General features: G+C 63.1%; 25 protein-coding genes and 1 pseudogene. 6 read left to right on the plus strand and 20 right to left on the minus strand.

Annotation, left to right across the window (positions count from 1 at the left end; genetic code table 11):
- The 6 genes from ACYVJ8_RS16510 to ACYVJ8_RS16535 all read right to left on the minus strand — a co-directional run.
- A partial coding sequence (locus ACYVJ8_RS16510; protein WP_460714439.1) for a DUF6531 domain-containing protein occupies positions 1-1,200 on the minus strand: 1,200 nt, incomplete at its 3' end.
- A 240-nt stretch (positions 1,201-1,440) separates the two neighbouring features.
- Positions 1,441-1,794, minus strand: coding sequence for a hypothetical protein (locus ACYVJ8_RS16515; protein WP_460714441.1), 354 nt, complete (start codon positions 1,792-1,794; stop codon positions 1,441-1,443).
- Positions 1,795-1,850: 56 nt separating this feature from the next.
- On the minus strand, positions 1,851-2,189 hold the full coding sequence (locus ACYVJ8_RS16520; protein WP_460714443.1) for a hypothetical protein: 339 nt from the start codon (positions 2,187-2,189) through the stop codon (positions 1,851-1,853).
- Positions 2,190-2,363: 174 nt separating this feature from the next.
- On the minus strand, positions 2,364-2,639 hold the full coding sequence (locus ACYVJ8_RS16525) for a DUF5676 family membrane protein (RefSeq protein ID WP_460714445.1): 276 nt from the start codon (positions 2,637-2,639) through the stop codon (positions 2,364-2,366).
- Between the two features lie 174 nt (positions 2,640-2,813).
- Positions 2,814-3,293, minus strand: a complete 480-nt coding sequence (locus tag ACYVJ8_RS16530) for a YaiI/YqxD family protein (protein ID WP_460714447.1) — start codon at positions 3,291-3,293, stop codon at positions 2,814-2,816.
- Entirely contained in the window at positions 3,290-3,439 is a 150-nt protein-coding gene (locus tag ACYVJ8_RS16535) for a hypothetical protein (protein WP_460714449.1), read from the minus strand. Before ACYVJ8_RS16535 ends, ACYVJ8_RS16530 begins: the two co-directional genes overlap by 4 nt.
- Positions 3,440-4,120: 681 nt before the next feature.
- Between ACYVJ8_RS16535 and ACYVJ8_RS16540 the strand changes: the two genes are divergently transcribed.
- Together ACYVJ8_RS16540 and ACYVJ8_RS16545 are read left to right on the plus strand one after the other, a co-directional pair.
- Positions 4,121-5,029, plus strand: coding sequence for a LysR family transcriptional regulator (locus ACYVJ8_RS16540; protein ID WP_460714451.1), 909 nt, complete (start codon positions 4,121-4,123; stop codon positions 5,027-5,029).
- A gap of 90 nt (positions 5,030-5,119) precedes the next feature.
- Positions 5,120-5,938, plus strand: a complete 819-nt coding sequence (locus ACYVJ8_RS16545) for an alpha/beta fold hydrolase (RefSeq protein ID WP_460714453.1) — start codon at positions 5,120-5,122, stop codon at positions 5,936-5,938.
- Between the two features lie 100 nt (positions 5,939-6,038).
- Here the strand turns inward: ACYVJ8_RS16545 and ACYVJ8_RS16550 are convergent, their stop codons facing one another.
- From ACYVJ8_RS16550 to ACYVJ8_RS16570, 5 genes are all read right to left on the minus strand, one after another.
- Positions 6,039-6,485 carry a tyrosine-type recombinase/integrase gene (locus tag ACYVJ8_RS16550; protein ID WP_460714455.1) on the minus strand — a complete coding sequence of 149 codons (447 nt, stop codon included), beginning with the start codon at positions 6,483-6,485 and terminating at the stop codon, positions 6,039-6,041.
- 300 nt (positions 6,486-6,785) lie between these two features.
- On the minus strand, positions 6,786-7,385 hold the full coding sequence (locus tag ACYVJ8_RS16555) for a TetR/AcrR family transcriptional regulator (protein ID WP_460714457.1): 600 nt from the start codon (positions 7,383-7,385) through the stop codon (positions 6,786-6,788).
- Complete coding sequence (locus ACYVJ8_RS16560; RefSeq protein WP_460714459.1) at positions 7,385-7,879, minus strand: hypothetical protein; 495 nt, start codon at positions 7,877-7,879, stop codon at positions 7,385-7,387. The genes ACYVJ8_RS16555 and ACYVJ8_RS16560 overlap by 1 nt, the downstream gene beginning before the upstream one ends.
- Positions 7,880-7,994: 115 nt before the next feature.
- Positions 7,995-9,542 carry an MFS transporter gene (locus tag ACYVJ8_RS16565; RefSeq protein WP_460714461.1) on the minus strand — a complete coding sequence of 516 codons (1,548 nt, stop codon included), beginning with the start codon at positions 9,540-9,542 and terminating at the stop codon, positions 7,995-7,997.
- A gap of 17 nt (positions 9,543-9,559) precedes the next feature.
- Positions 9,560-10,132, minus strand: coding sequence for an SDR family NAD(P)-dependent oxidoreductase (locus ACYVJ8_RS16570; RefSeq protein WP_460714463.1), 573 nt, complete (start codon positions 10,130-10,132; stop codon positions 9,560-9,562).
- Between the two features lie 222 nt (positions 10,133-10,354).
- On the opposite strand from ACYVJ8_RS16570, the gene ACYVJ8_RS16575 reads away from it, so the two are divergent.
- Positions 10,355-11,224 (plus strand): LysR family transcriptional regulator, encoded by an 870-nt coding sequence (locus tag ACYVJ8_RS16575; RefSeq protein ID WP_460714465.1) that lies wholly within the window; start codon positions 10,355-10,357, stop codon positions 11,222-11,224.
- Between the two features lie 99 nt (positions 11,225-11,323).
- Here ACYVJ8_RS16575 and ACYVJ8_RS16580 read toward each other — a convergent pair whose 3' ends face one another.
- Positions 11,324-12,157, minus strand: a complete 834-nt coding sequence (locus ACYVJ8_RS16580) for an oxidoreductase (RefSeq protein WP_460714467.1) — start codon at positions 12,155-12,157, stop codon at positions 11,324-11,326.
- A gap of 88 nt (positions 12,158-12,245) precedes the next feature.
- On the opposite strand from ACYVJ8_RS16580, the gene ACYVJ8_RS16585 reads away from it, so the two are divergent.
- Entirely contained in the window at positions 12,246-13,205 is a 960-nt protein-coding gene (locus ACYVJ8_RS16585; protein ID WP_460714469.1) for an AraC family transcriptional regulator, read from the plus strand.
- Between the two features lie 199 nt (positions 13,206-13,404).
- On the opposite strand, the gene ACYVJ8_RS16590 is transcribed toward ACYVJ8_RS16585, so the two are convergent.
- Positions 13,405-14,283, minus strand: coding sequence for an SDR family NAD(P)-dependent oxidoreductase (locus ACYVJ8_RS16590; RefSeq protein WP_460714472.1), 879 nt, complete (start codon positions 14,281-14,283; stop codon positions 13,405-13,407).
- Between the two features lie 90 nt (positions 14,284-14,373).
- Here ACYVJ8_RS16590 and ACYVJ8_RS16595 point away from each other — a divergent pair, with 90 nt between their 5' ends.
- On the plus strand, positions 14,374-14,850 hold the full coding sequence (locus ACYVJ8_RS16595; protein WP_460714474.1) for a MarR family winged helix-turn-helix transcriptional regulator: 477 nt from the start codon (positions 14,374-14,376) through the stop codon (positions 14,848-14,850).
- Positions 14,851-15,000: 150 nt separating this feature from the next.
- Here the strand turns inward: ACYVJ8_RS16595 and ACYVJ8_RS16600 are convergent, their stop codons facing one another.
- From ACYVJ8_RS16600 to ACYVJ8_RS16630, 7 genes are all read right to left on the minus strand, one after another.
- Positions 15,001-16,533 carry an alpha-N-arabinofuranosidase gene (locus ACYVJ8_RS16600; RefSeq protein ID WP_460714476.1) on the minus strand — a complete coding sequence of 511 codons (1,533 nt, stop codon included), beginning with the start codon at positions 16,531-16,533 and terminating at the stop codon, positions 15,001-15,003.
- An 81-nt stretch (positions 16,534-16,614) separates the two neighbouring features.
- Positions 16,615-18,189 carry a GH39 family glycosyl hydrolase gene (locus ACYVJ8_RS16605; RefSeq protein ID WP_460714478.1) on the minus strand — a complete coding sequence of 525 codons (1,575 nt, stop codon included), beginning with the start codon at positions 18,187-18,189 and terminating at the stop codon, positions 16,615-16,617.
- Positions 18,190-18,234: 45 nt separating this feature from the next.
- A complete protein-coding gene (locus tag ACYVJ8_RS16610; protein WP_460714480.1) occupies positions 18,235-19,281 on the minus strand; it encodes an aldose epimerase family protein in 1,047 nt (348 codons plus the stop codon).
- A complete protein-coding gene (locus ACYVJ8_RS16615) occupies positions 19,281-20,489 on the minus strand; it encodes a glycoside hydrolase family 27 protein (RefSeq protein ID WP_460714482.1) in 1,209 nt (402 codons plus the stop codon). Before ACYVJ8_RS16615 ends, ACYVJ8_RS16610 begins: the two co-directional genes overlap by 1 nt.
- Positions 20,490-20,553: 64 nt before the next feature.
- The gene (locus ACYVJ8_RS16620) at positions 20,554-20,688 is read right to left on the minus strand and encodes a hypothetical protein (protein ID WP_460714484.1); all 135 of its coding nucleotides are present in this window, start codon (positions 20,686-20,688) and stop codon (positions 20,554-20,556) included.
- Between the two features lie 19 nt (positions 20,689-20,707).
- Entirely contained in the window at positions 20,708-23,650 is a 2,943-nt protein-coding gene (locus tag ACYVJ8_RS16625; RefSeq protein WP_460714486.1) for a glycoside hydrolase family 31 protein, read from the minus strand.
- Positions 23,651-23,673: 23 nt separating this feature from the next.
- Positions 23,674-25,251, minus strand: coding sequence for an alpha-L-fucosidase (locus ACYVJ8_RS16630; RefSeq protein ID WP_460714488.1), 1,578 nt, complete (start codon positions 25,249-25,251; stop codon positions 23,674-23,676).
- Between the two features lie 309 nt (positions 25,252-25,560).
- Between ACYVJ8_RS16630 and ACYVJ8_RS16635 the strand changes: the two are divergent.
- Positions 25,561-25,829, plus strand: a pseudogene (locus ACYVJ8_RS16635) (aldo/keto reductase); the annotation flags it as partial.
- Positions 25,830-26,041: the final 212 nt, after the last annotated feature.

Here is a 26,041-nt window from a genome sequence, read left to right on the forward strand (position 1 = left end):
GGCGAAGCGTTGGCCGTCCTCGTGGCTAATCCCGGTCAGCGCGGTGGCCAGGTTCGTCCCGGCGGTGTAGGCGGACTCGCCATAGGCATACGTGCGGGGCGTCGTGATACCGGGATAGGTGACCGAGGACAGACGGCCACTGCTGTCATAGCCGTACTGGTAGATCGCACCGCCGGCGTCGGTGATCTTGTTGATGCGGCGATTGCTGTCGTACTCGAATACCAGGGCGCGACCGTCCTGTGTTTCTACCCGGGTGAGGCGCAGGTCGTTGTCGTTGTTCTCGGTGAGGCCGTTGTTGTAGGTCAGCACGATGGAGGTGCCATCGCTGCGACCGATGCGCACCAGCCGGCCGAGGCTGTCGTACTCCTCGACTTCGCGATTGTCCTGGGGCGCGTAAGTCCAGCCGCCGCTGGTTTGCGTCAGCGTTCCGGTTATGTCGGCATCGGCGCTCCACGCGCTGTTTTGGTAGCGGAATTCGATTGTCCTGCCATCAGGCCGGGAGAGGACGGCCGTCGGGTTGGGCGAGGCGTTGGGCGAATACACCAGCTTGTGGCTATAGGTGTGCGACCACAGCGGTCCCAGGCCGCCTACAGCCACGGACTGGCTGTTGTAGTAGCGACTAAAGCTCAAGCCCGCGGCGATGTCGTGCTCGACCTGGAACTTGTTGCCGGTGGCGACGTTGATCGGGTTGCCGCAGTTGTTACCCGACTTCTCGTCGATGGGAAATATGCCCTGCCCTAGATTCTTCGCAGGGACAAAATCCACGCAGGCCTTGATGCCCTCGTCCCAGGTGGCGCTTCCAGCGCAGCCATAGAAGTCGTATTGAAGCGGAACGATATATCCCGCGTAGTGGGTACCGTTGGCCGCCCACTGCAGATACCAGACGTAGCTGCCTCGGCCCCATGGCGAGAGGGTGACCGTACATGAGGACGACGCGGAATTGATGGGATTGCCGTTGGCAGCGAGCGTAGCCAGTTGCGCCTGGTAATCCGCATTGCACTCGGCATACGCCTGCTGCCGGTCGCACGGGGATACCCAACTGTTAGCCGTCGTCTGGCGACAGAAGGGCGGCTGCGAGGCCTGTGCGGGCGCGGTGCCGTCCACAAACAACAGCGCGATACCCAGCAATCCCAGAAGCAGCGGCACTAGGCCGTATGCACGATGACTCGCCTGGCCGAACGGCGCGGACCGATCCCACATTGCAACGCCCTTCCTTTTCGATCCACGCGAGCCCTACTCCGTGGTTCTCAGGAAAGGCTTCTAACGGACCGATGCAGACAAGGGCATCGTCAAAATTGTGGATGGCACTGCATCAAGGTGATGCGTTGTCTTTTTCCAAACCTGCTGTTGCGTGCCCCCTACTGGACATGCGGGCGGGCGCGACTTACGTGGCTTTGCGATACTGCGCCAGCCAACGATCCAGGTCATTGGCCCGGCGTGCTACGGGACATCAATCCCATGCCCCCTTGCATAGGCCTCTCCTTCAGCAACCGACTGATCAATTCTCGATGCCGTATTCCTCGGCAGATCAACCGTCGGTGCTACCGCCTTAACCATGACCAGGGATGACTGGACCTGTCCTTCCAGAAGAGCTTTCGCATCGACAGATTTTCCCTCGTCGAGAAGCGAAAGGACATCAAGCGCAGTTTGTAGCTCGCCTGCCTTTGTCTCGACCTGAAGTCGGAGCGCAGCTGCTGTTGCCTCGCCCTTCTTAGGACAGAAGTAGGTTCTTCCCAGGGCAAGCCCTAAGACAAACGCAACAAGCAGGAGCGCACCCGTCACCACCTTGGTCATCATCTGCAGGATCTCTTATGACTTGAACTTTTGACTGCGCCGACTTGAATGAATGGCTAGATATACGCCCACGCCAGCAGGCAGCCCAATGGCAGGACCGCGAACCATGCCACGACCCCCAGGCAGCCGGAGCTGGAAGCAGAACCCGGTCGAAAACTCCCCCGCTCCTGCGGCGGGCGCGACTGTAGCCATTTGGCATGGCAGGCCTGGCAAAAGAATCGGGTCTTGCCGCTGCGCCATGCCTCGATGGTGCGGTCATTGTGGGTAGCGCTCGCACCACAGCGGGAGCACTTGAATACCTTTGCCGTTGGCTGGCGCCTGGGTATGAGTTTGGCGACGACGCCGACCACCACCGCGGCAGCCAACGCGATGCCGAACAGAGCTTCCGGTGCCATAGGTTCCCTTCTCTCAACCGCCTGATCGGCCGTCCCCTGGAGGGATCATACAAAGGGCCGGGCGTGCTACCCAATGACAGCGAAAAGGCCGCCCTTGGGCGGCCTCTTCTTAGCGGACATCGATGTAAACCGGCTCAGGCTGGCTTGCCGGAGCGATAAATCAACCTGACCCCTTTACCTCTTCGGCGTCAGCCCGCGGCGCACTACGCCGTACACGGCGCCGGCGATAAAGGCATAGGCCGAAATCAGCACGAGTCCCAATGCAGCCCGGGTCAGATTCACTGGCGGCGGGTTGGTGGTGATCGGTTCGAGATTCAGTCCGTGCACCCACGTAGAGAAGATGTCCAGCACTACGCCGGGAGCCACGAGCATGAGCAAGAGACAGGCGACATAGAGGACCGCGATGGTTAGCGCAAACGCAGTGCCTGTTCGCAGGGGTGAGAGTGGCATGGCAGGGTCCTCCCGTTGATGTCGTAGCCATCCTGGCACGCGGGCCGGAGCGCACCTTGATCGGGATCAAATCGCCCTAGCTGATTCACCTCAGCGGCATACAGGGGGGACGTTTATCCGACACGGCTCATGGACCCATTTGCCACCGCGGAACCACTGAACCCGACCCGCTACTTACGTGGGCCTGCGACGCTGCGCCAACCACCGATCCAGCTCATTAGCGAACGATTGGCGATCCCGCGCATGAAAGGCGGAGGGGCCGCCGGTTTGCACTCCGGCGCCGCGCAACTCTTCCATGAAGTTTCGCATCGACAGGCGCTCTGCCATGTTGTCCGTGGTATGTCGCTCGCCGCGCGGACTTACCGCCGCGCCGCCTTTCGCTATGACGCGTGCGGCCAGCGGGATGTCTTGCGTGACGACAAGGTCGCCGGGGCGCATGCGCTCGACGATCTCGTTGTCGGCCTCATCGAACCCGCCCTGCACCTGGAGCGCACGGACATAGCGCGAAGGTGGGCAGCGCACCCACTGGTTGGCGACGAAGGTGACATGGACCTGCGCGCGCTCGGCGGCGCGGAACAGGATTTCCTTGACCGCGCCGGGGCAGGCATCGCCGTCCACCCAAATCTGCGGCGGGCCGGCGTCGGGGGTACTCATCGATGCCCGGCGGGGGGATCGCGATCCGGCTCGGCGGGCTTGGCGCTTTCGCGTACGGCCTTCTTCTTGGCCTGCTTCTCGTCCTGCTGCTTCTTCTTCGCGATTTCGCGCTGACGCTTCTCAAATGAATAGTTCGGCTTTGCCAAGACAGGCTCTCGTCGGGGATGAGAAAGAAGGGTACCACCAAGGCCTTAGCGAAGGCCCTGATCACCCGGCCACCAGGCGACGCGGACGATGTCGTCCAGGTCATCGGCCAGCCGCTGGAAGCAATTCGTGTCAGCTTTCGACCAAGAGCGGACATGGAGCCAGGATGGCCCCGTGGAGTTGGCGCCACATTCAGCATCACCTTCGAGTGCGGCGCGATGGGCTACGGCACATCCGCTCCCTGGCCATCTAAAGACACCCCCAAATTACACGCGGAATCCACCCGCCCGGGTGATCGACATGGAGCGCGACGACCGCCTGTATATCTCCTATGACCGCCAAGGAGAACTTACCGAGATGTCCGTGGCGGAGACACCGTCCTTCGGCGCCAGCCCAGATACTTCATCCCTGCAATGGAACGCCTCGGTTCGAACTGATCATTGCTCACGAAGCAATACGCGTTGCTCATGAGACGAGATGTGGTCGGTCATATCCTCCGTTAGAGTCTGGCGAAACGTCACCTGGGCCGACACGCACCTGCACCGCGCAGGCCTGTTGCCGGGCTGTTACGAAGCACATTGACAGTACTTCGGCCCATTTCATCTTTCATTGCGCAAGTCGAGGCTGCATCCGGAGCCCCGGCTTCGGATGTTGCCTCCTTGAAGCTTAGACCGATTGGACTCATGCAACTAACTGGCCTCAAGTATTTTGTCGCCGTCGCCGAACACGGCAGCTTTTCAGCCGCTGGTGAATGGCTGGGCGTTTCGGTTTCGACTTTGACCCGAAGCGTGACGACACTGGAGGAAGATCTGGGTCTGAGCCTGTTCGAGAGAAGCAAGCAAGGCGTTGCGCTTACTCCTGCTGCCGGACCGGTACTTACTGAAACCAGACGAATGCTTGCCAGTCTGCAGACAGTGACGGAGGTCGCGGCGGGAGCGGCGCGGGGCACTGCAGGAGAGCTTCGCTTGGGTGTTCGATCGCCTCCATTGGGCGAGCCCCTGCGCGACATGCTCGCGCGCTGGCGCGAGGGTCATCCCGCCGTGCGCTTGGTCGTCCACGAACTGCCGGATCTGGAATTGTTCTCTGAGCTCGTGGCGCGACGTATCGACGTCGCGCTGATACCTAGCTACGCGCCATGGCCGCGCATCGTCATGGAGCCGCTCTATAGCGAGCGAATGGTGGCGGCGGTGCCCAAAGAACATCCGCTCGCCCAACGCACATCGCTGCGCTGGAGCGATTTGCTAGGCGAAAACATTTACGTCCAAGACTGGGCGCAAAGCCACGCCATGCGCGAGTTCTACGCCAGGATGATGGGGCCAGGCATGCCGCTCAATCCCGTTCCTGCTGGAAAGCAAACCATCTTCAGCCTGGTGGCGGCGGGATTCGGCGTGACGCTCGCGCAACAAAGCCAAGCGGAAGTGAGCTTTCCGGGCGTGGCCTTTGTTGCCATCGACGAGCCGAGCGCGCAGGTGGAGTTCTCACTAGCGTGGTCGCCGCATTCGGAGTGCTCAATCATCGGCCGATTCTTGTACTCGATGCGTTCAAGCGCCAGGAGCAAAGGCGCCGCGCCGAGGGACAGATGCGCATTGTGAAAGAAGACTTCGAAAGAAGCCGCTGGCAGCACTCTCGATGCCTCGCGGAGCACCAACACTTCAATCAATCTCTTATAGGAGGTATCAGCAATGCCTACGATCACCACACCGGACGGCGTAAAGATCTTCTACAAGGACTGGGGGTCCGGTCAGCCGATCGTCTTCAGCCATGGCTGGCCCCTGTCGGCCGACGACTGGGACGCCCAGATGATGTTTTTCCTTCACCACGGCTATCGGGTAATCGCCCATGACCGGCGTGGGCACGGTCGGTCCGAGCAAGTCGGCACCGGCAACGACATGGACCACTGGGTCGCCGACCTCGCTGCACTGACCGAACACCTCGACCTCCGCGACGCGATCCACATCGGGCACTCCACCGGCGGCGGCGAGGTGGCCCGCTACGTCGCTCGCCACCAGGAGCGAGTCGCCAAGGCAGTGCTGGTGGCCTCGTTGACGCCGAACATGGTGAAAACCGACGCGAACCCTGCCGGTCAGCCGCCGGAGTTTTTCGACGGGGTCAAGGCAGGCGTGCTTGGCAACCGGTCGGAGTTTTTCCGGGCGGTCCCGGAGGGCCCGTTCTACGGATTCAACCGTCCAGGCGCCAAGCCGTCTGAGGCGGTGATCGCGAACTGGTGGCGCCAGGGCATGGCCGGCGGCGCCCTGGCCCACTACGAGACCGTCTTCTCCTGGCTGGAGGACTACACCGAAGATCTGAAGAAGATCACTGTGCCGGTCCTGGTCATGCATGGCGAAGACGACCAGATCGTCCCGTTCGCCAGCTCGGTGCCGCGCGCCGTCGACCTGCTCGCGAAGGGTTCGCTGAAGGCATACCCCGGCTTCCCGCACGGCATGCTGACCACCCACGCGGACGTCCTCAACCCCGACCTTCTCGAGTTCATCAAATCCTGACGGGACAATTCGAGTGGCGCGCTCCACGGGTGCGCCACTCGACCTACGTGTCCGCTTAGGGTCGGAAGCGGCCTGGCGAAGGCCGCTTTCGTGGGACAAGCTACGTTTCGGTTTGCTCGGCAAGCAGCAGGGCGTCATCCACCTCCACCCCAAGGTAGCGGACGGCACTCTCAATCTTGCTGTGCCCCAGCAACAGCTGGACGGCGCGCAGATTCTTAGTCCGTTGATAGATCAGGGATGCCTTGGTCCGACGCATGGAGTGCGTACCGTAATTCACGGGGTCCAGATCGATACTGGAGACCCAGGCTTTTACTAGACGGGCGTAGTGGCGCGTAGAAAGGTGAGAAGAACCGCCCTGCCTGCCGGGAAAGAGGTGATCGTCCAGCTGGAGTTTCTGACTATCGATCCAAGCAGCTACTGCATCCCTGGTCTGCGGCGTTATTTCGAACTGAACAGGACGCTTGGTCTTCCGCTGGATGACGCATCTTCCGAGCCAATATGCGCGCCAAGTACAACGTCGCGGACGCGGAGTCCAACTAGGTCGCAAGCTCGCAGCTTGCTATCAATTGCCAAATCAAAGAGGACCAACTGGCGCTTATCGCCCCTGAGCTGGAGCCGGACACGAATCGACCATATCCTTTTGCTTTAGAGGTGCCTTCTGTCCGACCAGCTTGCCCTGGTTCCACGCAGGATGTTGCCGCTGAGCGACCTGAACTTCGCTTCATAGCTTCCTCCTATCCCGAGATATGAGGAAAAGGCTCAAGTTGCGTATGTATCGCCGTAGTTAAGCCGTTCGGGGCAGCCTCGCTAGGCTGCTTACGACCCAAAGGCACACCGCATAAATGTACTACTCGATCTTCAATCGATCTGTAGATAGCTTCGCGATCTGCCAGAACAACAATGCGTTGCCCGTAGCCCGTGCCGAGAGCATCGCCCCGTGGATAGAGGCCATGAACATGGCTGCTTCTCTCGCAGGCGCTTCAGTCAGGCGCATAACGCCCTTGGTCGCGCCCTCCGTCATGGTCTGTGCGAGCCAGCTTTGGAGGTCGTTGAAGTGGCCCGTGACCTCTTCCGCGACCTCGGCCGGAATGGCAGGCAGTTCGGCGGCCAGTAGAGCGCAGATGCAGATCGGAGGATTCGACTCCTGTATGCAGTCGGCCCAATAGCGACTGTAGGCGACCAGTCGCGCGTAGGGATCGGGAATCGATTGCTGGAGCGACTGCAGTCCTTGCCGCATGGCGTGCCGGTGTTGGGCGACGGTCGCCTTGACCAGATCCACCTTGGCGGGAAAGTGGTGGTGGATGCTCGCCTTCCTCACATCCACCAGTTCGGCAATGTCGGCATAGCTGAACCCGTTATACCCACCCGAAGCCAGCAGCTCATTGGTCCGCTGCATGATCTCTTGGGCCTTGGCTGAATACTGGGGCCGGGCTTCTGCGGACGACATCAACGGGCTACCTGGTCTCGATGGACGCGCTGCTTATACAGCGCTCGTACCTGCAGCGGGATGCCTACAATCAACGTCAGGAAGAGCACGCCTTGGACGCCCAGCAGCAGCGGGTCCTTCAAGTCTGTCACCAGCGGATCGCCGACAGGAAGCCTGCGTAGGCTTTCACTCACCGTTGGGATCATCAGCAGGAATACGGTGATGCTGAGCGCAACGGTCTGGAGGTACGTCCACAGTCGTTTCGCCGGCCGCCACAGCGCAATGCCATATCCGACCAGGAGAACCACCAGGGTAACGGTAGCGACGATGGAGCTCACCGGCTGGTGCGCGATGGGATAGACCGTGAGTACGCCCAGCAGCATGAACCAGAAGTAGGCGCGCCCTGCTTTGGTCTCAGGGACGATCCGCCCATGCTTGACCAGCATGTAGACCGCGAGCGGGATCGCGGGAAGGCTTCCCAGCGTGTGGAGCCAGCCGATTGGAGAGATGCCCATGAGGTGTTCCTTTCTGAAGTTAGGTGAATTTACCTACCAATAGGTAGATGCGCAACTGTTTGTGGGGTCAAATGTTTGAAGCTCGGCGGAGCGGCGACAGCCCGCCACCCGTTATTCACTCAACAGCGGTCCTGTTCGCATCGATTCGCCCTGCGGACGGGCATCCAGATAGCTCCACACTCGAACTAGTGCTGACCGATGGATCGTCGGCGCTGTGAGAGCCAGCTTCGGGTTTGGCGCCCCTCATCGCGGTGGTAACCGCGAGCCTGCTACTGAGAATCGCGGCCATCGCGATCGCAGTGGCGATCATGAGGCAGGCGACCGCGAAGCCGGATTTGACCTCCTCGGTATTTGCCCCGTCGGGTGCAAGCGAGAAGAAGACGCCGCCGACTAGGGCGACGGAGAGCGCGGCGCCGAGTTGCATCGCGGCGCTGACAGTACCCGCTGCCAAGCCCGCCCAGCGCGGTTCCACCAAATCGACGTTCAGTCGCACCAGCGCCGGTAGGGCAATTCCCTGTCCGGTACCAATAACCAGTAGAGGAACCGGGAGCCAAGACGGTTTGTTGATCGCGGCCACGCCTGCCGCCAAGACCAGGCCGATGGCTTCCAGACTCATGCCAAACGTCGCTGCGCGCGAACCCAGCCATCGCGAGAGCCGGAGGCCGCACGTTGGCCCAAGCAACTGTCCGATACCGAGTGGAAGAATCGCCAGCCCCGCCGCGAGCGCATCGCGACCCAGTCCCGCCTGCTGGTACACAGCGAACGTCAGGAAGAACGCCGCCAGGGCATACAGCAGGACCGCCGCCAGCAAACCAAGAGGTAGCCCACGGGTTGCCGACACGACCGAGGGTGGAACCAGCGCTGACGCACCCGAGCGTTCCCGATGCTTCTCGTAGCGCCAGAAGATGACGAGGAGTGCGGGACTCAGCGTCAGCAAGCCCAGGCTCCACCAAGGCCACCCCTGCTCGCGACCTTCGATCAGTGGAACCACCAGCGCGAGCACGCCCAGCGCCAGCAGGATTGCACCGGTGACATCCACTCCGCCCGCTTCCTCTGCCCTGGTTTCGCGCACCAGTATCAACGCGGCAGGAATGGCCAAGGCGATGACGGGAATGTTGATCAGGAAGACGCTGCGCCAGCCCATATCCCAGAGATCCGCCGACACCAGCAATCCTCCCAGAAGCTGTCCACCGACGGAGGCCAGCCCGAACGTCGCCCCATACAGGCCGAGCGCGCGACCCTTCTCGCTCGTCGGAAACAAGGCATGGATAGACGCCAGCGACTGCGGTGCCATGACGGCAGCCGAGATGCCCTGCAGCAATCTGCCGACGACGAGCACACTTGGTGACGCTGCCAATCCACAGAGGGCCGAAGCCAGCCCAAACCCGAACATGCCCGCCACGAAGGTGCGTCGGCGTCCATAGAGGTCTCCTAGGCGCCCGCCCAGGATGAGGGTGACGGCGTACGCCATCGCATAGACCGACACCACCAACTGTGCGACGTCCGCCGATGCATGCAGATCGGACCGGATGCTGGGCAACGTGACGTTGACGATGAAGAAATCAAGCGGAGGCAACAGCGTGCCGGACAGGAGAACGCCCAGGGCGGCCCAGCGGCGGGAGTCCGTCGCATTCGGATTCGAATTGATGCTCAACAGGTTCATCCTCGGAATGCTGCTGGTCAGCGCATGCCGCCCGAGCCGATGATGTGTTCGCCCGTTACCCAGCCTGCGTCGTCAGACGCGAGGAACGAGACGATCGAAGCAATGTCCGTTACCTGGCCAATCCGGCCGAGGGGCGTCTGTTGCTCGTTCCTGGCCTGGAAGTCCGAGCCCATCACGCCGTTGGCATGCGTACCTTCTGTCTCGATCAGCCCGGGGTTCACAGCGTTGACGCGGATTCCCCGTGGCCCGAGCTCGCGCGAAAGAACGCCCGTAATGGCGTCGATCGCCCCTTTCGTTCCGCTGTAGATCGCGCTTGGGGTTGGCAGAATCCGCGTGACGAAGGAACTGACGTTGATGACGCTGCCGCCTTCGCCCAGAAAGGGCACGGCGGCACCAGTGACGAGGAGCGGGCCGAGAACATTGAGGTCGAACTGCTGGCGATACAGTTCCTCGGTGGTGTCCTCGATCTTTGCGAACTGATAGATGCCTGCGTTATTGACCAAGATATCCAGCCGACCGAAATGGTCGACGGCCGTTTGGACGAGCGATGCGCCCGTTACGAGGGCGACCTTCCCGTTCAACTTGCTCATGTCGTTCGACTCCAGATGAGGCTGACCCGGTATGGGCCAACCCGCCAGGGATGGCTTCCACCCATCCACCAGATCTGCCGGACTTCCGCCGGAGTCGCCCGCGGGTGGAACCGCAGACTGCAGACCATCAGTGCAGGGGCGGGCATGGTGACGTCAACAGGATTGTTTGTGGACTGCCATTCCTGCATATTCCGCGTACAGTTTTGAACGGATACCCGTGGCGTGGAATGGAGTGATATCCGGATATTCCTCGCGGTCGTCCGCGGCAGATCGCTCGGCGAGGCTGCTCGCAGCCTTGGCGTGAGCCACCCCACCATCGGTCGTCGGATAAAGGCGCTCGAGGATGAGGCCGAGCAACCGCTCTTCCGCAGGACGAAAGACGGCCTTGTGCTCACGGATGCCGGAGACGCGGTGCTATCGCTCGCTGAATCCATGGAGGCCTCGGCGCTGTCCATGGAAAGGCGCCTTGCGGGTAACCATGAGAGGCTCGAAGGCATCCTGCGGATATCCTCGGCGGACTGGTTCGCTGCCTATGTCCTGGCGCCCATCTTTGTCGAACTGGGGCGCCTTCATCCTGCCGTAGTGCCCGAGGTCATCGCGAGCTACCGCCTTCTCGACCTCTCCCGTCGCGAGGCCGATGTTGCCTTCCGCATCGTCCCGTTCAGCGAGCCGGACATCGTCCAGCGCCGACTGATGACCATGCCTTACGGTCTTTACGGATCGGCGACGACGGTGCGCGCAGTGAGTAACAACCCCCAGTCGGTGAGCCTGATTCTCATGAACTCAGCCCAGGCTCACTTCCCGGACGTAGCTTGGCTGCTGGACCGATTCCCGCACTCACGGCGCGCCTTCACCAGCACCAGCCGGAGCGTCCAAGCCCAAATGTGCCTTCGAGGACTTGGCGTTGCGGTACTGCCCAGACCCCTTGGTGAGGAAATAGATGGGCTCCATCGCATCGATCTGCTCGGCGAACCTCCCGGTAGGGATGTCTGGGTGGGTTACCACCAGGACCTTCGCCACATGGATCGGCTACGAGCGCTGCTGGATATCACCGACAGGACGCTCCTGCATCCTGCGATGCCTCCTATATAAACCGGCCGACTAGGACGCCGGCCGGATGAGAGGATCTTGAACCCAGCCAGATAGCCACGTCCTTGTTGCTTGTCCAGCGTGGCCCTTTGGCAGCAGTGACTAGCCGTCCGTGGACCGGGTAAGGGGTTCCCAGTAGGCCAGGTCCGTGAGCAAATCGGCGACCTTTTGGCGAACCAGGGTCAGCGCATCGCTTCCCAGCAACAGATGGGCGGGAGGGGCGTCGCTTTCGATCACGTCAAGCATGGCTTTGGCTGCCTTGAGGGGATCCCCCAACTGCTTGCCGCTCGCCTGTTGCCGCTTCTGGCGAATGGGATCGAACACCCCGTCATAGTCACTGATGGAGCGCGGCGATCGCACCATGGAGCGTCCAGCCCAGTCCGTTCGAAAAGAGCCAGGCGCTACTGCAGTTACGTTAATGCCGAGATCGCGTACTTCCTTGCCCAAGGCTTCGCTTATGCCTTCGAGCGCAAACTTGCTACCGCAGTAGTAGGTGATGCCAGGCATCGTGATGAAGCCACCCATCGACGTGACATTGAGGATGTGGCCAGCGCGACGAGCGCGCATGCCAGGCAGCACCGCCTTCATCATGGCCACTGCCCCGAAGACATTGACGTCGAACTGGCGTCGCAGTTCTGTCAGGGGCGACTCTTCCATTACGCCCTCGTGGCCATAGCCGGCATTGTTCACCAGCACGTCGATAGGGCCGACCGTCGCCTCGATCTCACCCACGACCTCCTCGATCCTTCCCGTTTCGGTGACATCAAGCAGGTGGCCATGGGCCCGTGCAGGCGCCAGCCGTTGGAAGGCCTCGGCATCGTCGGGTCGGCGTACCGTCCCCACGACTCGGTGTCCTGCCGCCAATGCCTCGCTCGCCAGTGCACGACCAAAGCCACTGCTTACGCCTGTTATCAAGATCAGTTTGGAATGCCTCACGCCGTGCTCCAGAGGAAAGGTGGGTGCACAATACGAAGGGTCCGCCTTCCTATGAAGGCGAAAAAGCCTCGCAACGTTGCCTATTCCTATGGCGCCACCCAAGCCCGATCACCCCGAATCAGCGAGCCTCGCCTCGCTGGCCCCGCTTGTGCGGGCCTTGGCGCCAGATGAGGGCTACAACCTCACCGCGCTCCCCACCGTTCGGCTGCTCAGATCCAACCGTCCGCTGGCACGCACGCCCGTTCTATACGACCCAGGTATCGTCATCGTGTGTCAGGGCAGCAAGCGGGGTTACTTCGGCGATCGAACCTATGTCTACGATGCGCACCAGTACTTGGCGGTCTCTGTGCCTGTGCCGTTCACGATGGAAACCGATGCAAGCGCCGAAGCACCCTTGCTAGCGTTGTATCTGCATCTGGACTTCCAATTAGCGGCAGAGTTGATGCTGGAGATAGATCGTCACCCCGGCGACAGACACCAAGCTCAGCCCCAGAGCATGATGTCTAGTCCACTGGACGTCACGACGCACTCGTCCGTTCAACGACTCCTGCAGGCGCTGGCGGATCCTTTGGAAGCTGCCGTACTTGGGCCTCAACTACTACGGGAGTTGTACTACCGCGTTCTCACCGGACCGCAGGGCGGAGCCATACGCGCTGCTCTGGGCATGCAGGGCCAGTTCGGAAAGATCGGTAGGTCACTTCAACGCATCCATGCCTGCTATGCAGATAAGCTCGATGTCGCAAAGTTGGCTCGAGAGGCGGGGATGAGTTCGCCCTCGTTCCACAGTCACTTCAAAGCGGTGACGTGCACGTCACCCATGCAATACCTAAAGTCGACGAGATTGCATCAGGCACGTCTGCTCATGGTGCAGGAAGGCATGACGGCTGCTGCCGCCTGCCATTCGGTGGGGTTTGAGAGCACTTCGCAGTTCAATCGAGAGTTCAAGCGCCTATTCGGCCTGACGCCTGCAAAAGAAGTGCGGCGCATGAGAGATAGTTTTGTTCTGCCTCAAAGGCCACCCAACTCCCCCTACGTTTCTTCTCACTGATCGATGCTGGATCGAGACGAAGAGGCTGGTGATGTCCGCTTCCGGCCAAAAGCAGACATCCGCAAACGGCACGGTGGCTTCACCGCGCTACTTCCGGCACGCTCACAGGCCCATGTTCGAGGTCTGGCGTGGCGGCGCATCGACAAGCGCAAACGGTGGGCCGATTACTGCCTCTGCCGTGTTTTCGACATGCAGCGGTCTAGATGAGATCGGGAAGGAAGTCTCGAAGGACATCCGCAGTAGCGTCCCAAAGCACCCGTCGCGAATCGGCATCGTCACCCGGTGAAACGGGAGAGATCGGTGTCGCGCGGCCGACCGAATAGTACTTGCCGGATATGGCTTCGAACTCCGGCGCCTTGGCCAGTTGGACGATGAGTGCGGCACCTCGCGCCGGCGGGCCAATGCGCAAGGTCTTGAGCAAGAGCGCCAAAGGTGTGGCGAAGGGCAACTCCCGCCCCAGTCCGGTGACGTTGAAGCCAGGATCCAGACAGTTCACGGCAACGCCGGTACCGGAAAGCTGCCGCGCCAACTCCATCGAAAACATGATGTTCATCAGCTTCGTTCGGCCGTATACGACCGAGGAGCCTCGCCATGAGAAAGGAGCCGTGTCGACAAGATCGAACTGGGGCCTTATGCCCTGCGCGCGGCGCGATGCCTCGGATGCCACGGTGACGATGCGTGAAGGGCTAGAGGCGACGATGCGGGCACGCAGGAAGGCAGTCAACAACCACGGCGCGAGATAGTTGACGGACATCATCTCCGCAAAACCGTCTCCGGTGACGCGTTGCTCGAACGCATGAAGGCCCGCGTTGTTGATCAGGCAATCGATGCGCTCGTACCTTGCCGCGACCTTAGTCGCGGCCGCTGCCACCGACGCGAGATTGGCAAAGTCGGCGTAGACGAACTCGATCTCGGAGGTGGCGCCGGATTCAAGGATTTCGGCTCGCACTGCCGCGGCCTTTGCTTCGTTACGCACGATCAAAACGACTCGCCCAGCCTGTTTGGCCAGGCTTCTGGCGGCGATCTTTCCGATGCCGTCGGTAGCGCCGGTGATGACGGTAGTAGAGAGGTTGGGCATGGTTGGATTATCCAATTGATAGACAAATATCCATTACAATGCTGGATATATGATGGATAATTGTCAATCAGTCCCCATGAGAGCAGGCGGATGGCAAAAAACACCGACACCGACCGGATCATAGAAGGGGCAGCCAAGAATCGGGCACTGCTGCGGGATCTGGGCACAGAGCTCAATATCCTGATGAGTACGGCCCGGGCATTCGCGGTGCATGCCGCTGCAAGCTTTCAACCCGAGCTTTCAAGTTCGGCTTTCCAGATCCTTCAGTGGCTTCACGCCCGTGGCCCGACGCGAGCGAGCCAGCTCGCGGAAGGGCTCGCGATGGATCGCAGCGTGATCAGCCGCTTGATCAAACAACTTCGGCAGCTCGAGCTTGTCGCTGTGTCGCCAGATGACGGAGATCGCCGTGGCGTGACCGTTTCGATCAGCTCCTCCGCGCAATCTAAAGTCGCCGCAGCCATGACCAGTAAGGGAGAACTGTTCGAGGCTCGCTTTCGCGGATGGTCAGAAGGTGACGTGCGGAAGCTCACCGAGCTTCTCCATCAAGTCAATTCAAAGATCACCTGAGCGAGGTCGCTGCGGCGATCGATTCGCTGCGCAGACAAACGGTTCACGGTCCTGTCGCCAAACGTCCGCCCCCGGCCAGAAGCGGACACTCGGAGCCGTCAGCATCACGCTCTGGAACGTAGCCCTCAGCCGAAGCAACGCGGCGATGGCTCATCGCGACACGCTCACGACGACGATCGACTTCGGCGGTAGTTCGAGTGCCAGCGGCGCCTCCTTCGCTCCCGCACTGTAGGGGGCCGGCACCAGCGCATTCGGCTGCGCAAAGGTATTGTGTGCATCCATCGCGCCGGCGGTCAGGATCCGGCCCCGCACCGCACCGTTGAGGTTGGTCTGCACGCGCGCGGATCGCTTCGGGTCGAGGTTGACGAGTGCGAGCACTGTGCTGCCGTCCGCCGCTCGCGCCACCGAAACATCCACGGCCGGCAACTCGACTTCGCCCTCATGCCAGCGCGGGGTTTCGAGTGTCGCCCTCAGCGGGACCGCACCGCGGAACGGCTTGTAGAGATCGAACACATGATAGGTCGGCGTGAGCGCCATGCGCGGCCCATCCGTCAGCGCCATGGCCTGCAGCACGTTGACCATCTGCGCGATGTTGGCCATCTTCACCCGCTCGGTGTGGCGGTGGAATACGTTGAACGTGAGCGCGGCGACCAGTGCGTCATACAGCGAGTTCTGCTGCTGCAGGAAGCCCGGGTTGGAGCCCGGCTCCGGTGCGTGCCAGGTGCCCCATTCGTCGACGTAGAGCGCGACTCGCCGCTTCGGATCGTGCTTGTCCATGATGTTGGATACCGCGGCGATGCGCTTCTCGATGCCCAGCGCGGACTCCAGCCCCTTCGCCCAGCGGTCGGCGCCGAAACCGGTGGCCGGCCCCTTGTCCTCCCATTCGCCGGCGGTGGTGTAGTAGTGCAAGGTGAACGCATCCATGTGGGCGCCGGCGCGTTCCATCAGCACTTTGACCAGATGATCGTCCTGCTGACCGTCGCCGGAAGCTACGCGCAGCGTGCCCTGAAGGTAGGTGGCGTACCGGTTATGCAGGTCGGCCTGGTATTCGGGGCGCATGTTGCCGCCGCAACCCCAGCTCTCGTTGCCGACGCCTACGTACTTCACCTTCCAGGGCCGGTCGCGCCCGTTGCGGCGGCGTTCCTCGGCGAGCGACGACTTGCTGTCCGAGGTCATGTATTCCAGCCATTGACTGGCATCCCGCGGCGACATCGAGCCCATGTTCGCGGCGATGTAGGCCTGGCTACCGAGCATTTCGACCAGGTCCATGAACTCGTGCGTGCCGACGCGGTTGGTCTCGGGCACCCCGCCCCACCAACGGTTCAGCCGCACCGGCCGCTTCGCCGGATCGCCGATGCCGTCGCGCCAGTCGTAGTCGTCGGCGAAGCAGCCGCCGGGCCAGCGGATCACCGGTACCTCGATGCGGCGCAACGCCTCGACCACGTCGTTGCGCCAGCCGCGTATGTTCGGAATCCTCGATTCCGGCCCCACCCACAACCCCCCGTAGACGCCGGTGCCGAGATGTTCGACGAAGTGGCCGTAGACCTCGGGCTCGATGCGCGGGCCAGCGGCTTCAGTCGAAATCGTCAGGCGTACGTCGGCGGGTTCGGCGGCGATGGCCGCGGAGCTCACGGACAGTGCCAAGGCTGCAGCGTGCAGCAGATGCTTCATCTTCACGTTCATCGGGTCGCCCGTCGTCAGTCAGTGTTTTTCAGTTCGTCCGCGGCATGGGCCACGCCCTTGGGCTGTTCCATGTCGCGAGCGTCAGCGACCGCCCGCCTCCGGCGTCAGCGTCACCAGCACGACATCGTTGCTGCGCATCGGAAACTCCAACCTGTACTCGCCAGCAGGTCCGATTTCGATCCGGCGATCGGTCTCCGGCAAGTCGCGCGTCAGTTCGCGCAGCCTGTCGAGCTGACTGCCGCTCAGGGAAGCGGGAGCTCCCATCTCGATGTAGGCCGAGTACGCGTCGTTGGCGCGAAACCCGGTACGCCTGACTTCAAGCCGGTACACGCCCGCCGCGAGGTGTTTGAACGCGAGCTTCGCCGCCGGCACCGGCGAGGCGGGAACGAGCCTGGTGTAGAACGGTCGATTGCTGACGTTCTGCTGGGGAGAAGTCCAATTCCAGATCAATGCGGAAGTTCGGGAGCCATCCGTCGCCAGCAGCGACTCGGCATCGGAGGATGGAATCTCCTTGCCGCGGAGGGCATGCAGATACTTGTAGGCGAAGAACGCCGGCTTGCGGACGCCTTCGCGATTGATCAGCCCGAAGCCGCCATGAAACGGGGTCGGCGGCGGACCCGGTTCCTCGAACAGATCGGTGTAGGTCCAGTAGCTCATGCCCTGCACCATCCCCTGCGTCGCCTTGAGCTTGCTGAGGATGTACGGCGCACTGACATACGAGTCGTGCACGGCGTCGCGCGGCGTATAGCTGGTGCTCCATTCCGTGAAGTACAGCGGCAGCGACGGGAACGGCGATGCGCCGATCTGTTCCCTGACCCTGCGCACATCGCCGACGATGGCGTCCGGCGACGGCGAAAGCTTGGTGTCGGCTTCGCCTTTCTCGTCCAGGAAACCGCCGTCCACGCCGTAGCTGTGAGTGGTCACGAAATCCACCGGCACGCCGTTCCTGTGTGCGTATTCGAGGAATTCCGGAACCCATGCAGCGCCCGCAGTGGCGGGGCCTCCGACTTGCAGCGTGGGATCGATCGCCTTGATCGTTCTGGCAGTGACATCGTAGAGCCGGAAATAGGCCTGCTGGTCGGCCCGCTCCCAGAATCCGTCGAGATTCGGTTCGTTCCAGACCTCGAAGTACCAGTGCCGTACTTCCGCCACGCCGTAGCGGTCGCGCAGGTGGCGAACGAACGCGTCGACGAGATCGCGCCACGGCTCCAGCCTCGGATGCGACGTATTGCCTTTCCAGTAGAAGATGGTCTGCTCGGACGTGGCCATCGCCGTGGGTGCGAATCCCAGTTCGATGAAGGGCTTGATCCCTTTCGACAGCAGATCGTCGTAGAGCCGGTCGATCCTGGTCCAGTCGTACACGGTGCGCCCGTCGACGACCCGCACGGTGCCCAGTACGTCGTGAAAGATGTCGTGGAATCGGATGTAGCGGAAGCCCAACTCATCGACGGCGAGCTTCAGGTGCGCCTGACTGTCCGGCCGTATCAAAGTGCCCGGAAAATCCGAACCGATCGACAGGTCGAAGAATCGTTCCAGCGGACGTTCGGCTCGCGCAAGGTCGATGGTGATTTCGCGCGGTGGAGCTTCGGCGGCGATGGCCACGGTGCATACGAATAGCGCCAGGGCTACGCCATGCAGCAGATGCCGTGACTTCATTTTCCATCCCATGCAGTTGTTCGTCGTCGTTCGTGCCAGTTCGGTTCAGCCCAGTGCCGCCATGGCCTGCTGCCAACCGCTGCCCGGCGCGACGCGGGCGAAGCGGTAGGCGATACGGCGCACGTACTTCTGGCCCGGAGGCAGGATCGCGTTGGGAAACCCGCGACGGTTCGGCGCATCGGGGAACCCCTGCGGCTCCAGGCACACGCCTCGGCCGAGGTGGGGATGGTGCGCGTCGAGGATCTGGCCTTCGTAAAACACCACCGCCGGAGCGTCGCTCGATACGCGCATTGCCACGCCGCTATGCGGCGAGTACAGCTCCGCGCTGCAGTCGGCGCCGTCGGCCAGCACGAGGCAGTGGTCGTAGCCCTTGCCCATCAGGATCTGCGGATGCGCCGGGTCGGCGTTCCGGGCCGGCGTCACCGGGCGACGAAAATCGAACGGTGTGCCGCCCACGCGGGCCGTTTCCCCCAGTGGGATCAGTTCGGCATCCACCGGCAGATAGCGGTCGGCCGGCACCCGCAACAGTTGCTCGGCCGCCGGCACGGCGGGATCACCGGCCAGATTGAAGTAGGGATGATGGGTCGGGTCGAACGGCGTGGCCGCATCACAGTGCGCCATGTACTCGAGTTGCAGGGTCGTGCCCTGCAGGCGAAATTCGGCGCTCACTTCCAAGCGGCCCGGATAGCCGTCTTCGCCGTGTTCGAACGTACAGGTCAACCGTGCGCGCCTGGCATCCTGCTCGACCACGCGCCACAGGCGCTGGCCGAATCCTCCCATGCCGCCATGCAGGTGATGGCGACCATCGTTCACGCTGAGCGGGTACATGGTGCCATCGTGCTCATAACGGCCGTGCGCGATCCGGCCGCCGCAACGGCCGATGAGCCTGCCCAGGTTGACGCTGTCGGCCAGGTACGCGGGCAGGTCGTCCAGACCCAGCACCAGCGGCACGGGCCTGCCGCCCGCGTCCAGGCGCAGCGCGCGCAGAATGCCGCCATAGGTCAGCACTTCTGCTTCCAGCCCTCCCTCGCTGCGCAGGGTGAGCAAGTGGACGCTTCGTCGGTCGGGCAGCATCCCGAAATTGCGTTTCATCAAAGCACCGGCGTGATCCGCAGCATGATCACGCCGTGCGGGGCGACCGTGCCGCCGTAACTGCCGCGCACGTTCTTCGAGATCTTCTTGCTCCACAAGTCCTTTACGTCGGCCTTCTGGCCGGCAGGCAGTTCGAGCTGATTCCAGCCCACCTTCATGTCGGACGGCTCCTTGCCGCGGTTGAACAGCACCACCGCGCGCCCACCGCCTTCGAGCGGGCGCGCCCAGATCTCGATATCGCCCTCCTTCCAGATGCGCCGCGCCTGCTGACCCAACGGGTCCCGGTCAACGGCGATGACGTCGGTGTTGGTGAGGATGCGGCGGGTGTCCGCGTCCATCGTCGACAGGTCGTTGCCGGCGATCAGCGGTGCCGCCAGCATTGCCCACAACGAGAAGTGCGACTCGTACTCGGTGGTCGTCATGCCGCCGTTGCCCACTTCCAGCATGTCGGGATCGTTCCAGGCGTTGGGCCCGGCGTCGCGCCAGCGCTCGACCTGCATGTCGAGGATGTTCGTCATGCCGTGCAACCAATCCTTCTTGCCTTCCCAGGCGTCGTAGATGTCGCCGGTGGTGCGCCACAGATGGCCGACCGTGGGACCCCAGCGCTCGGGCTGGTTGGTGCCCCATTCGCAGATGGACAGCACGATGTCGCGCCCCGACTCGCGCAGGGCCTTGGCCATGATGGTGTAGGCAGCCTCCGCGTTGCGGGGGCCGGTATAGCACCAGTCGTATTTCAGGTAGTCCACGCCCCACTTCGCGTATTGGCGCGCGTCCTGGAATTCGTGGCCGGCGCTGCCGGGGCGGCCGCCGCAGGTGAGCGCGCCGGCGTCGGAATAGAGGCCGAACTTCAGCCCCTTCGAATGCACGTAGTCGACCAGCGCCTTGATGCCGCCGGGGAAGCGTTCGGGGTCCGCGACGATGTTGCCGTCGGCGTCACGGCTCTTCTGCCAGCAGTCGTCGATGACGATGTACCGGTAACCGGCATCCTTCATGCCGGACGCCACCATCGCGTCGGCTTGCTTGCGCACCAGTCCTTCGGTGATGTTGCAGGCGAACTTGTTCCACGAGTTCCAGCCCATGGGCGGCGTGGGTGCGAGCGGCGGTTTGGGTGCTTCGAGCTTGAGCGTCTCGTGGGCGTATGCAGGTGCCGCGGCGATGAAGCCGAGCACGGTGACGGCCAGCAAAGCGTGTCGGACAAGGTGGAGCATGCGGAGGACCTTCCAGGGTGATGTCTGATGGGTTCGATTCATTGCCGACTGCTCACCGGGGGCTTCATGGGGCGGGTTCCAGGATGACGGCAGCGCCGCTCGGCGATGCGACGGTTTGCGTGCCGGCGACGGCCGATCCCGTCGTGACGGTCCAGGACCGCGCGACGATCACCGCGAACAGCCTCTTGTGCATCTTCATGGAGTGACCTTCATTTTCTTCATGGAGTGAAGCGAAGTTCGATCGGCTCGCCGTCGAAGTGCACGGTTTTTGTCTGGATGCGACTACCGGGACGCGACGGCATCAGACGTACCTTCAGCGTGCGCTGCTTGGCCATGCCGCGGAAACCACCCTCGCGCGCACCGATGCGCAGCGTGCGCCGCGCCTCGTCCCACGCGAGCGCGACCGTGGCGTACTCGCCCTTCTCGTAGCGATAGGTCTCGCCGTCGTCGTCGTACAACGTGAAGCCGCCGTCGGCGCCGGAATAGACGCGGATCTCGCAGGGCGCATCGGGCTGCTCGTCGGCGTACTGGACCACCGGGCCCAGTGGCACGATCGAGCCCGCACGCACGAAGAGCGGGAACTCATCGATCGCATAGTGCCGCGTGGTACTGGCGCCGCCCGCGTGGCGCTGGCCCGTCCAGAAGTCGTACCAATAGGTGCCCGCCGGCAGCAACGTAGCCTGCCGCAGATCGAGCCGCCGCTGGCGCTCGGCGAGCTCGCTGCGTTCGTGCGGCGTGCGCCAGGCCAGCCGCATCAGCCGGCCGCCGCCCTTCTGGAAGTAGTCGATGCGCACGCGCACCGCCTGCCCCTTGCGCAGCACGACACGCGCTCCTGCGAAACGCGCGCCGGATTCCTTCCATTCGTCGACGACGAGCTTGTCGTCGAACCAGACGCGGAAGCCGTCGTCGCCTTCGACGCCGATCTCGTGCTCGCCGTCTTCGGCGGCAACGATCTGGCCTTGCCAGCGCACCGAGAAATTCTGCAGTCCGTCGAGGCCGGGCGGCACGCTGCCCAGCGGCGGGTCGGGCCAGTGATGTTCGGCCTGCGTGTCGACCGTGCGGCTGGCGAGCCGCTCGAAGTTCATGCCGCGGTAGTACTCGAGCTCGAGGCCCGGTTGACCGCCTGGCGTGCGCAGCTGCGCCGCCGGCACCGTGGGCGGCGGCGGCAGTTCGGCGTTGAACATCGGCTTCGTGATCGGTTGCACCAGGAACGCCGGGCCGAACATGTAAGTGTCGTCCACGTCACGCAGTGCCAGTTGGTCCGGGAAATCCATCGCCAGACCGCGCATCATCGTGTAGCCGTCGTGCGTGCTGGCCCAGGCCAGACTGTAGATATAGGGGAGCAGGCGATAGCGCAGCTCGGCGGCGCGGCGGATCGAGCGGTAGACCGCCGGGTCGAGTGCCTTGAACGTCCACGGCTCACGCTCGATCGAAGTGCCGTGGATGCGGTAGATCGGATTGAAGATGCCGAACTGGTTCCAGCGTGCGAACAGTTCGCGGTAGGCCGGGTCTCGTTCGCCGCCGGGCGCGTTGACGAAGAAGCCGCCGGTATCCTGGGTCCAGTACGGCAGCCCGGCCATCGAGACGTTCAGTCCGCCGGCGATCTGTGCGCGCAGTGCGGCCCAGCTGGCTGTGGTGTCGCCAGACCATGGCATTGCGGCATAGCGCTGCTGCCCGGCCCAGGCGGAACGGGTGAGCGTGACGACGCGCTTGTCACCGAGGTCGGCGCTCGCGCGCTGGCCTTCGTAGACGCCGCGCGTCGTCAGCAGACTGTAGACGTTGAGGTAGCGCCCGAAGTCGCCCATTGCATTGCGGCCCAGACGCTTGATGTCGGCCTCCACCTCGGCCGGGTCGTGGGCGGCACCGCCCACTTCCACCTCGGTGCCGTCCATCCACAGCGCGTCGACGCCGACGTCGAGCAAGCCCTTCTTCACGTGCTTGAAGTAGATGGCTCGGCCTTCGTCACTGAAGGCGTCGTAGATGCGTGCCCGCTTGGAAATCCAGTGCAGCGGCTCGAAGCGCAATCCGCTGGCATCGAGTTCGCTCGCCAGCGCTGTGTCGTTGCCGATCGATGGCCAGATCGACACCATCAGCCGGGTGTGCAGATCATCGTGCAGAGTGCGCGCCATGCTGGCGGGGTCCGGGTAGCGCTGGCGGTCCCAGACCATGCCGCTCCAGTTGCCGTCCCACTGGCCGTTTTTCTCTCCGCCCCAGTACTGCCAGTCCTGCACGATGACGTCCAGCGGGAAGCGCTCACGGCGAAAGCGCCGCGCCACTTCCAGCAGGCGCTGCTGCGTGGCATAGCGCTCCTTGCTCATGAAGAGCCCGAACGCGTATTTCGGGAACATCGGCGCGGCGCCGGTGAGGTGGCGGTAGCCGGCGATCACCTCGTCCATCGTGTCGCTGGCCACGAGGTAGTAGTCGACCCCGGCGGGCGCGCTTTCGGAACGCAAAGCCATGCCTTGCGGGCCGTCGGAGAACGTGGTCTTCGAATACGTGTCCCACAGCAGGCCATAGCGGCGCGTCGACACCAAGAACGGCACGACGATGCCGATGTTGGTCTGCACCATCAACACGTCGCGGCCGCGGTAGTCCATGTACGGCTCGTTGTACTGGCCCAGGCCGTAGAGCGATTCATCGGCCGCCAGCGCGAAGCGCTGCTCGACGGCGTAGGTCGCGGTTCCCGACGGTTCGGTACTGGGCGTGAGTACAGGCGCCTCCTGCTCGCGGACCAGCGGGGTGCCATCGCCTCGTTGGAAAGCGATGGTCCCGCTTCGCTTGTCGATGACGACGCGCAGTCCGGGCGCGGCGATGGTGAGCGCGTCGGCGGACTCCGCAATGTCCAGTTGCGGCGCCTGCGGCGACGCCACCACGACCAGGCTGGGCTGCCGGGTGTACGTTTCGCCTTTGTGCGCCGAGACGCGCACGACGCCGTCGCCGTAGAAGAGCACGCTCTTGGTGGTGCCGTTCACCTGGAACACGACGCCGCCCGTCGCACGCACCCATCCGAAGCCGGCATGGACCTCGACAGGCAGCCGTTGCAGTTGTCCCGCGGCGTCGAGCGCGCTGGGCAGCTCTGCAGCGCGTGCCATCCCGGCGCCGGCCAGCGCGACACCGACGAGGATTCCGACGAACGTGCGGCGAGCGAGCGCGCGGATCATCCTCGAAACGCCTCGGCCGATGCTCATGCGAGCCCTGGCCCCCTCAACTTCAGCGCGATCGCCGCTTGTCCGGCGAGACCGGACGGCAACCTGATTTCTAGGCCCGTGCGGCTGCGCGTGAACGACAGGCTGTCAGTCGACCCGAGCGCCTCGACCCGTTCGATGACACCCGGCGCCAACGCCGATTCCTCCGCCAGCGACGCGATGCGCAGCACTCCGTCGCGCGGCCAGCCCATAGCGATGGCATGGAGCGCGCCATCCTTGGTGGTGAAGCGGATGTCTTCGGCAGTGAACGCCTGCGACTGGCCCTCGCTGAACATGCCACCGGCCACGCGCGTGGGCCCCTCGCCGAACGTGCGCCAGGGCCGCGTGCCGTGGATGGCCTCACCGTTGCGTCCCATCCACTCGGCGATCTCGTCCAGGATCTTACGCTCGTCCGAATCGATGGTGCCGTCGCCGCGCAGCGGCACCGATAGCAGCAGGTTGCCGTTCTTGGAGACGATGTCGCACAGGCGGTGGATCACCGTCGTCGCCGACTTGTAGTAGTGGTTGTCGAAGGTGGAGCGGTTGTAGTGCCAGTCGCCCAGGCAGGTGTCGGTCTGCCATGGCAGCGGCTCGATCCCTTCGCGGAAGCCGCGTTCCACGTCTTCCACCACGCCGGCGCGGCGCTCGGGCGGCAACACCTTGGCGTTGACCACCGCCTCCAGCTTGCCGCCGTGCCAGGCCATGCTGGCGTTGTAGTAATGGGCTGTGATGTCCAGGCCCGCCTGCCCCAACGGCAGGCCGGAGTTGTCGAAGTACACGAGGTCGGGGCGGTAGCTGTCGATCAGATCGCGGCAGCGCAGGAACCATTGACGCACGAACGCCGGATTCTGCAGCGGCGGCTTCTCGTCCCAGAAGCGCGTGTTCTCCTCGTGCCAGGCGCTGGCGGCGCGGGCGGTCCTGAAGCCATCGGGCATCACGATGTTGCGTCCGGTGTAGAGCTGCTGCGGATCCAGCCCTTCCCACCATTTGCCGCGGCCATCGGCCTTGGTCAGCGTGTACGCGTCGTAGCGCTGGCCGGCATGCGGGCCCTCGGGGTCGTAGCCGTAGGCCGTCTGGTACCAATGCCAGGCATGCGCCGAGTGATTGCTCACGCCGAACCGCAGGCCGCGCGCGCGCGCCGCCTTCGCCCAGATGCCGATGAGGTCGCGCTTGGGACCCACGCGCATGCTGTTCCAGCCGTGGTACCTGGAGTTGTAGTTGTCGAGGTTGTCGTGGTGATTGGCGAGCGCGACGAAATACTTCGCGCCGGCCTTCACGTACAGGTCGAGCAGCGCGTCGGGATCCCAGTTCTCGGCCTTCCAGCGGTTCTGCATCTCCATGAAGCCGACCTTCGTTGGATGGCCGTAGGTCTTCAGGTGATGCTCGTACTGCCAGTTGCCCTGGATGTACATGTGGCGCGCGTACCAGTCGCCCATCTCGGGCACGCATTGCGCGCTCCAGTGCGCCCAGATGCCGAACTTGGCATCGCGGAACCAGTCGGGCGCGCGGTAGCCGTCGACCAGCGAATCCCAGGTCGGCGCGAACGCGGCCGCAGAGGTCGCTGCTCTCGCTCCCAACCAGGGAAGCGATGCGACTGCGGCTGCGGACTGGATAAATGATCGACGGGATAGATTCGTGGACACGGGAATGGCGGATTGTCCGAAGAGGTCCGTTGCAAGGCGCAAGGGGCGCTCCGCTTGCGCGAGTACGACGAGCGGCCCTTCCATCGCCACCAGTGAGCGGCAGCAGGAGCGTGTCTATGCCTCCCTTTGAAAGTGCGGTCGCCGCGGGCGGCAACTTCCTTAATCCTGCAGGCTGCGCGGGTATGCCACAAATGCATTAATAACAATCATCTATATACAAATCGATATAGATACAGCCGTGCTGAACTGGCACGTGATGGCATCGCCTACGTGCCATTTTTCCCGCTCGGCGGGTCTCGCCGCTGCAGTCGTCCACCCTGACCGACGTCGCCGCGCAGGTAGACGCGACGCCGATGCAAGTTGCTCTCGCCTGCCTGTTGCGGCGTTCGCCGAATGTCCTGCTGACTCCGGGTACCTCGTCGGTGAAGCACCTGCACGAGCACCTCGCAGCCGTGGATCTGGTTCTGTCCGATGACGCGGTGACCGCACTTGACGGAATTGCTGCGCAGTAGCGACTCCCCGACGATAGGGTAGTTGGAGGGCGCGAGGCTCGGTACTGTCGATTTTCGACCTGCCCAGCGGTGTTTTCACACCTGATCGCATTGCCGCGATCCGTGAGGCGCGGCAATAGCCTGGCGATCTTCGGACGTGGCGGCAGCCACCCCCTGTTTCTCGGACGGCCTTGCAGAGGCCGGCTAGTATTCAGTCTATTTACGCAGTGCTT

Source organism: Lysobacter terrae (genome assembly GCF_054782215.1).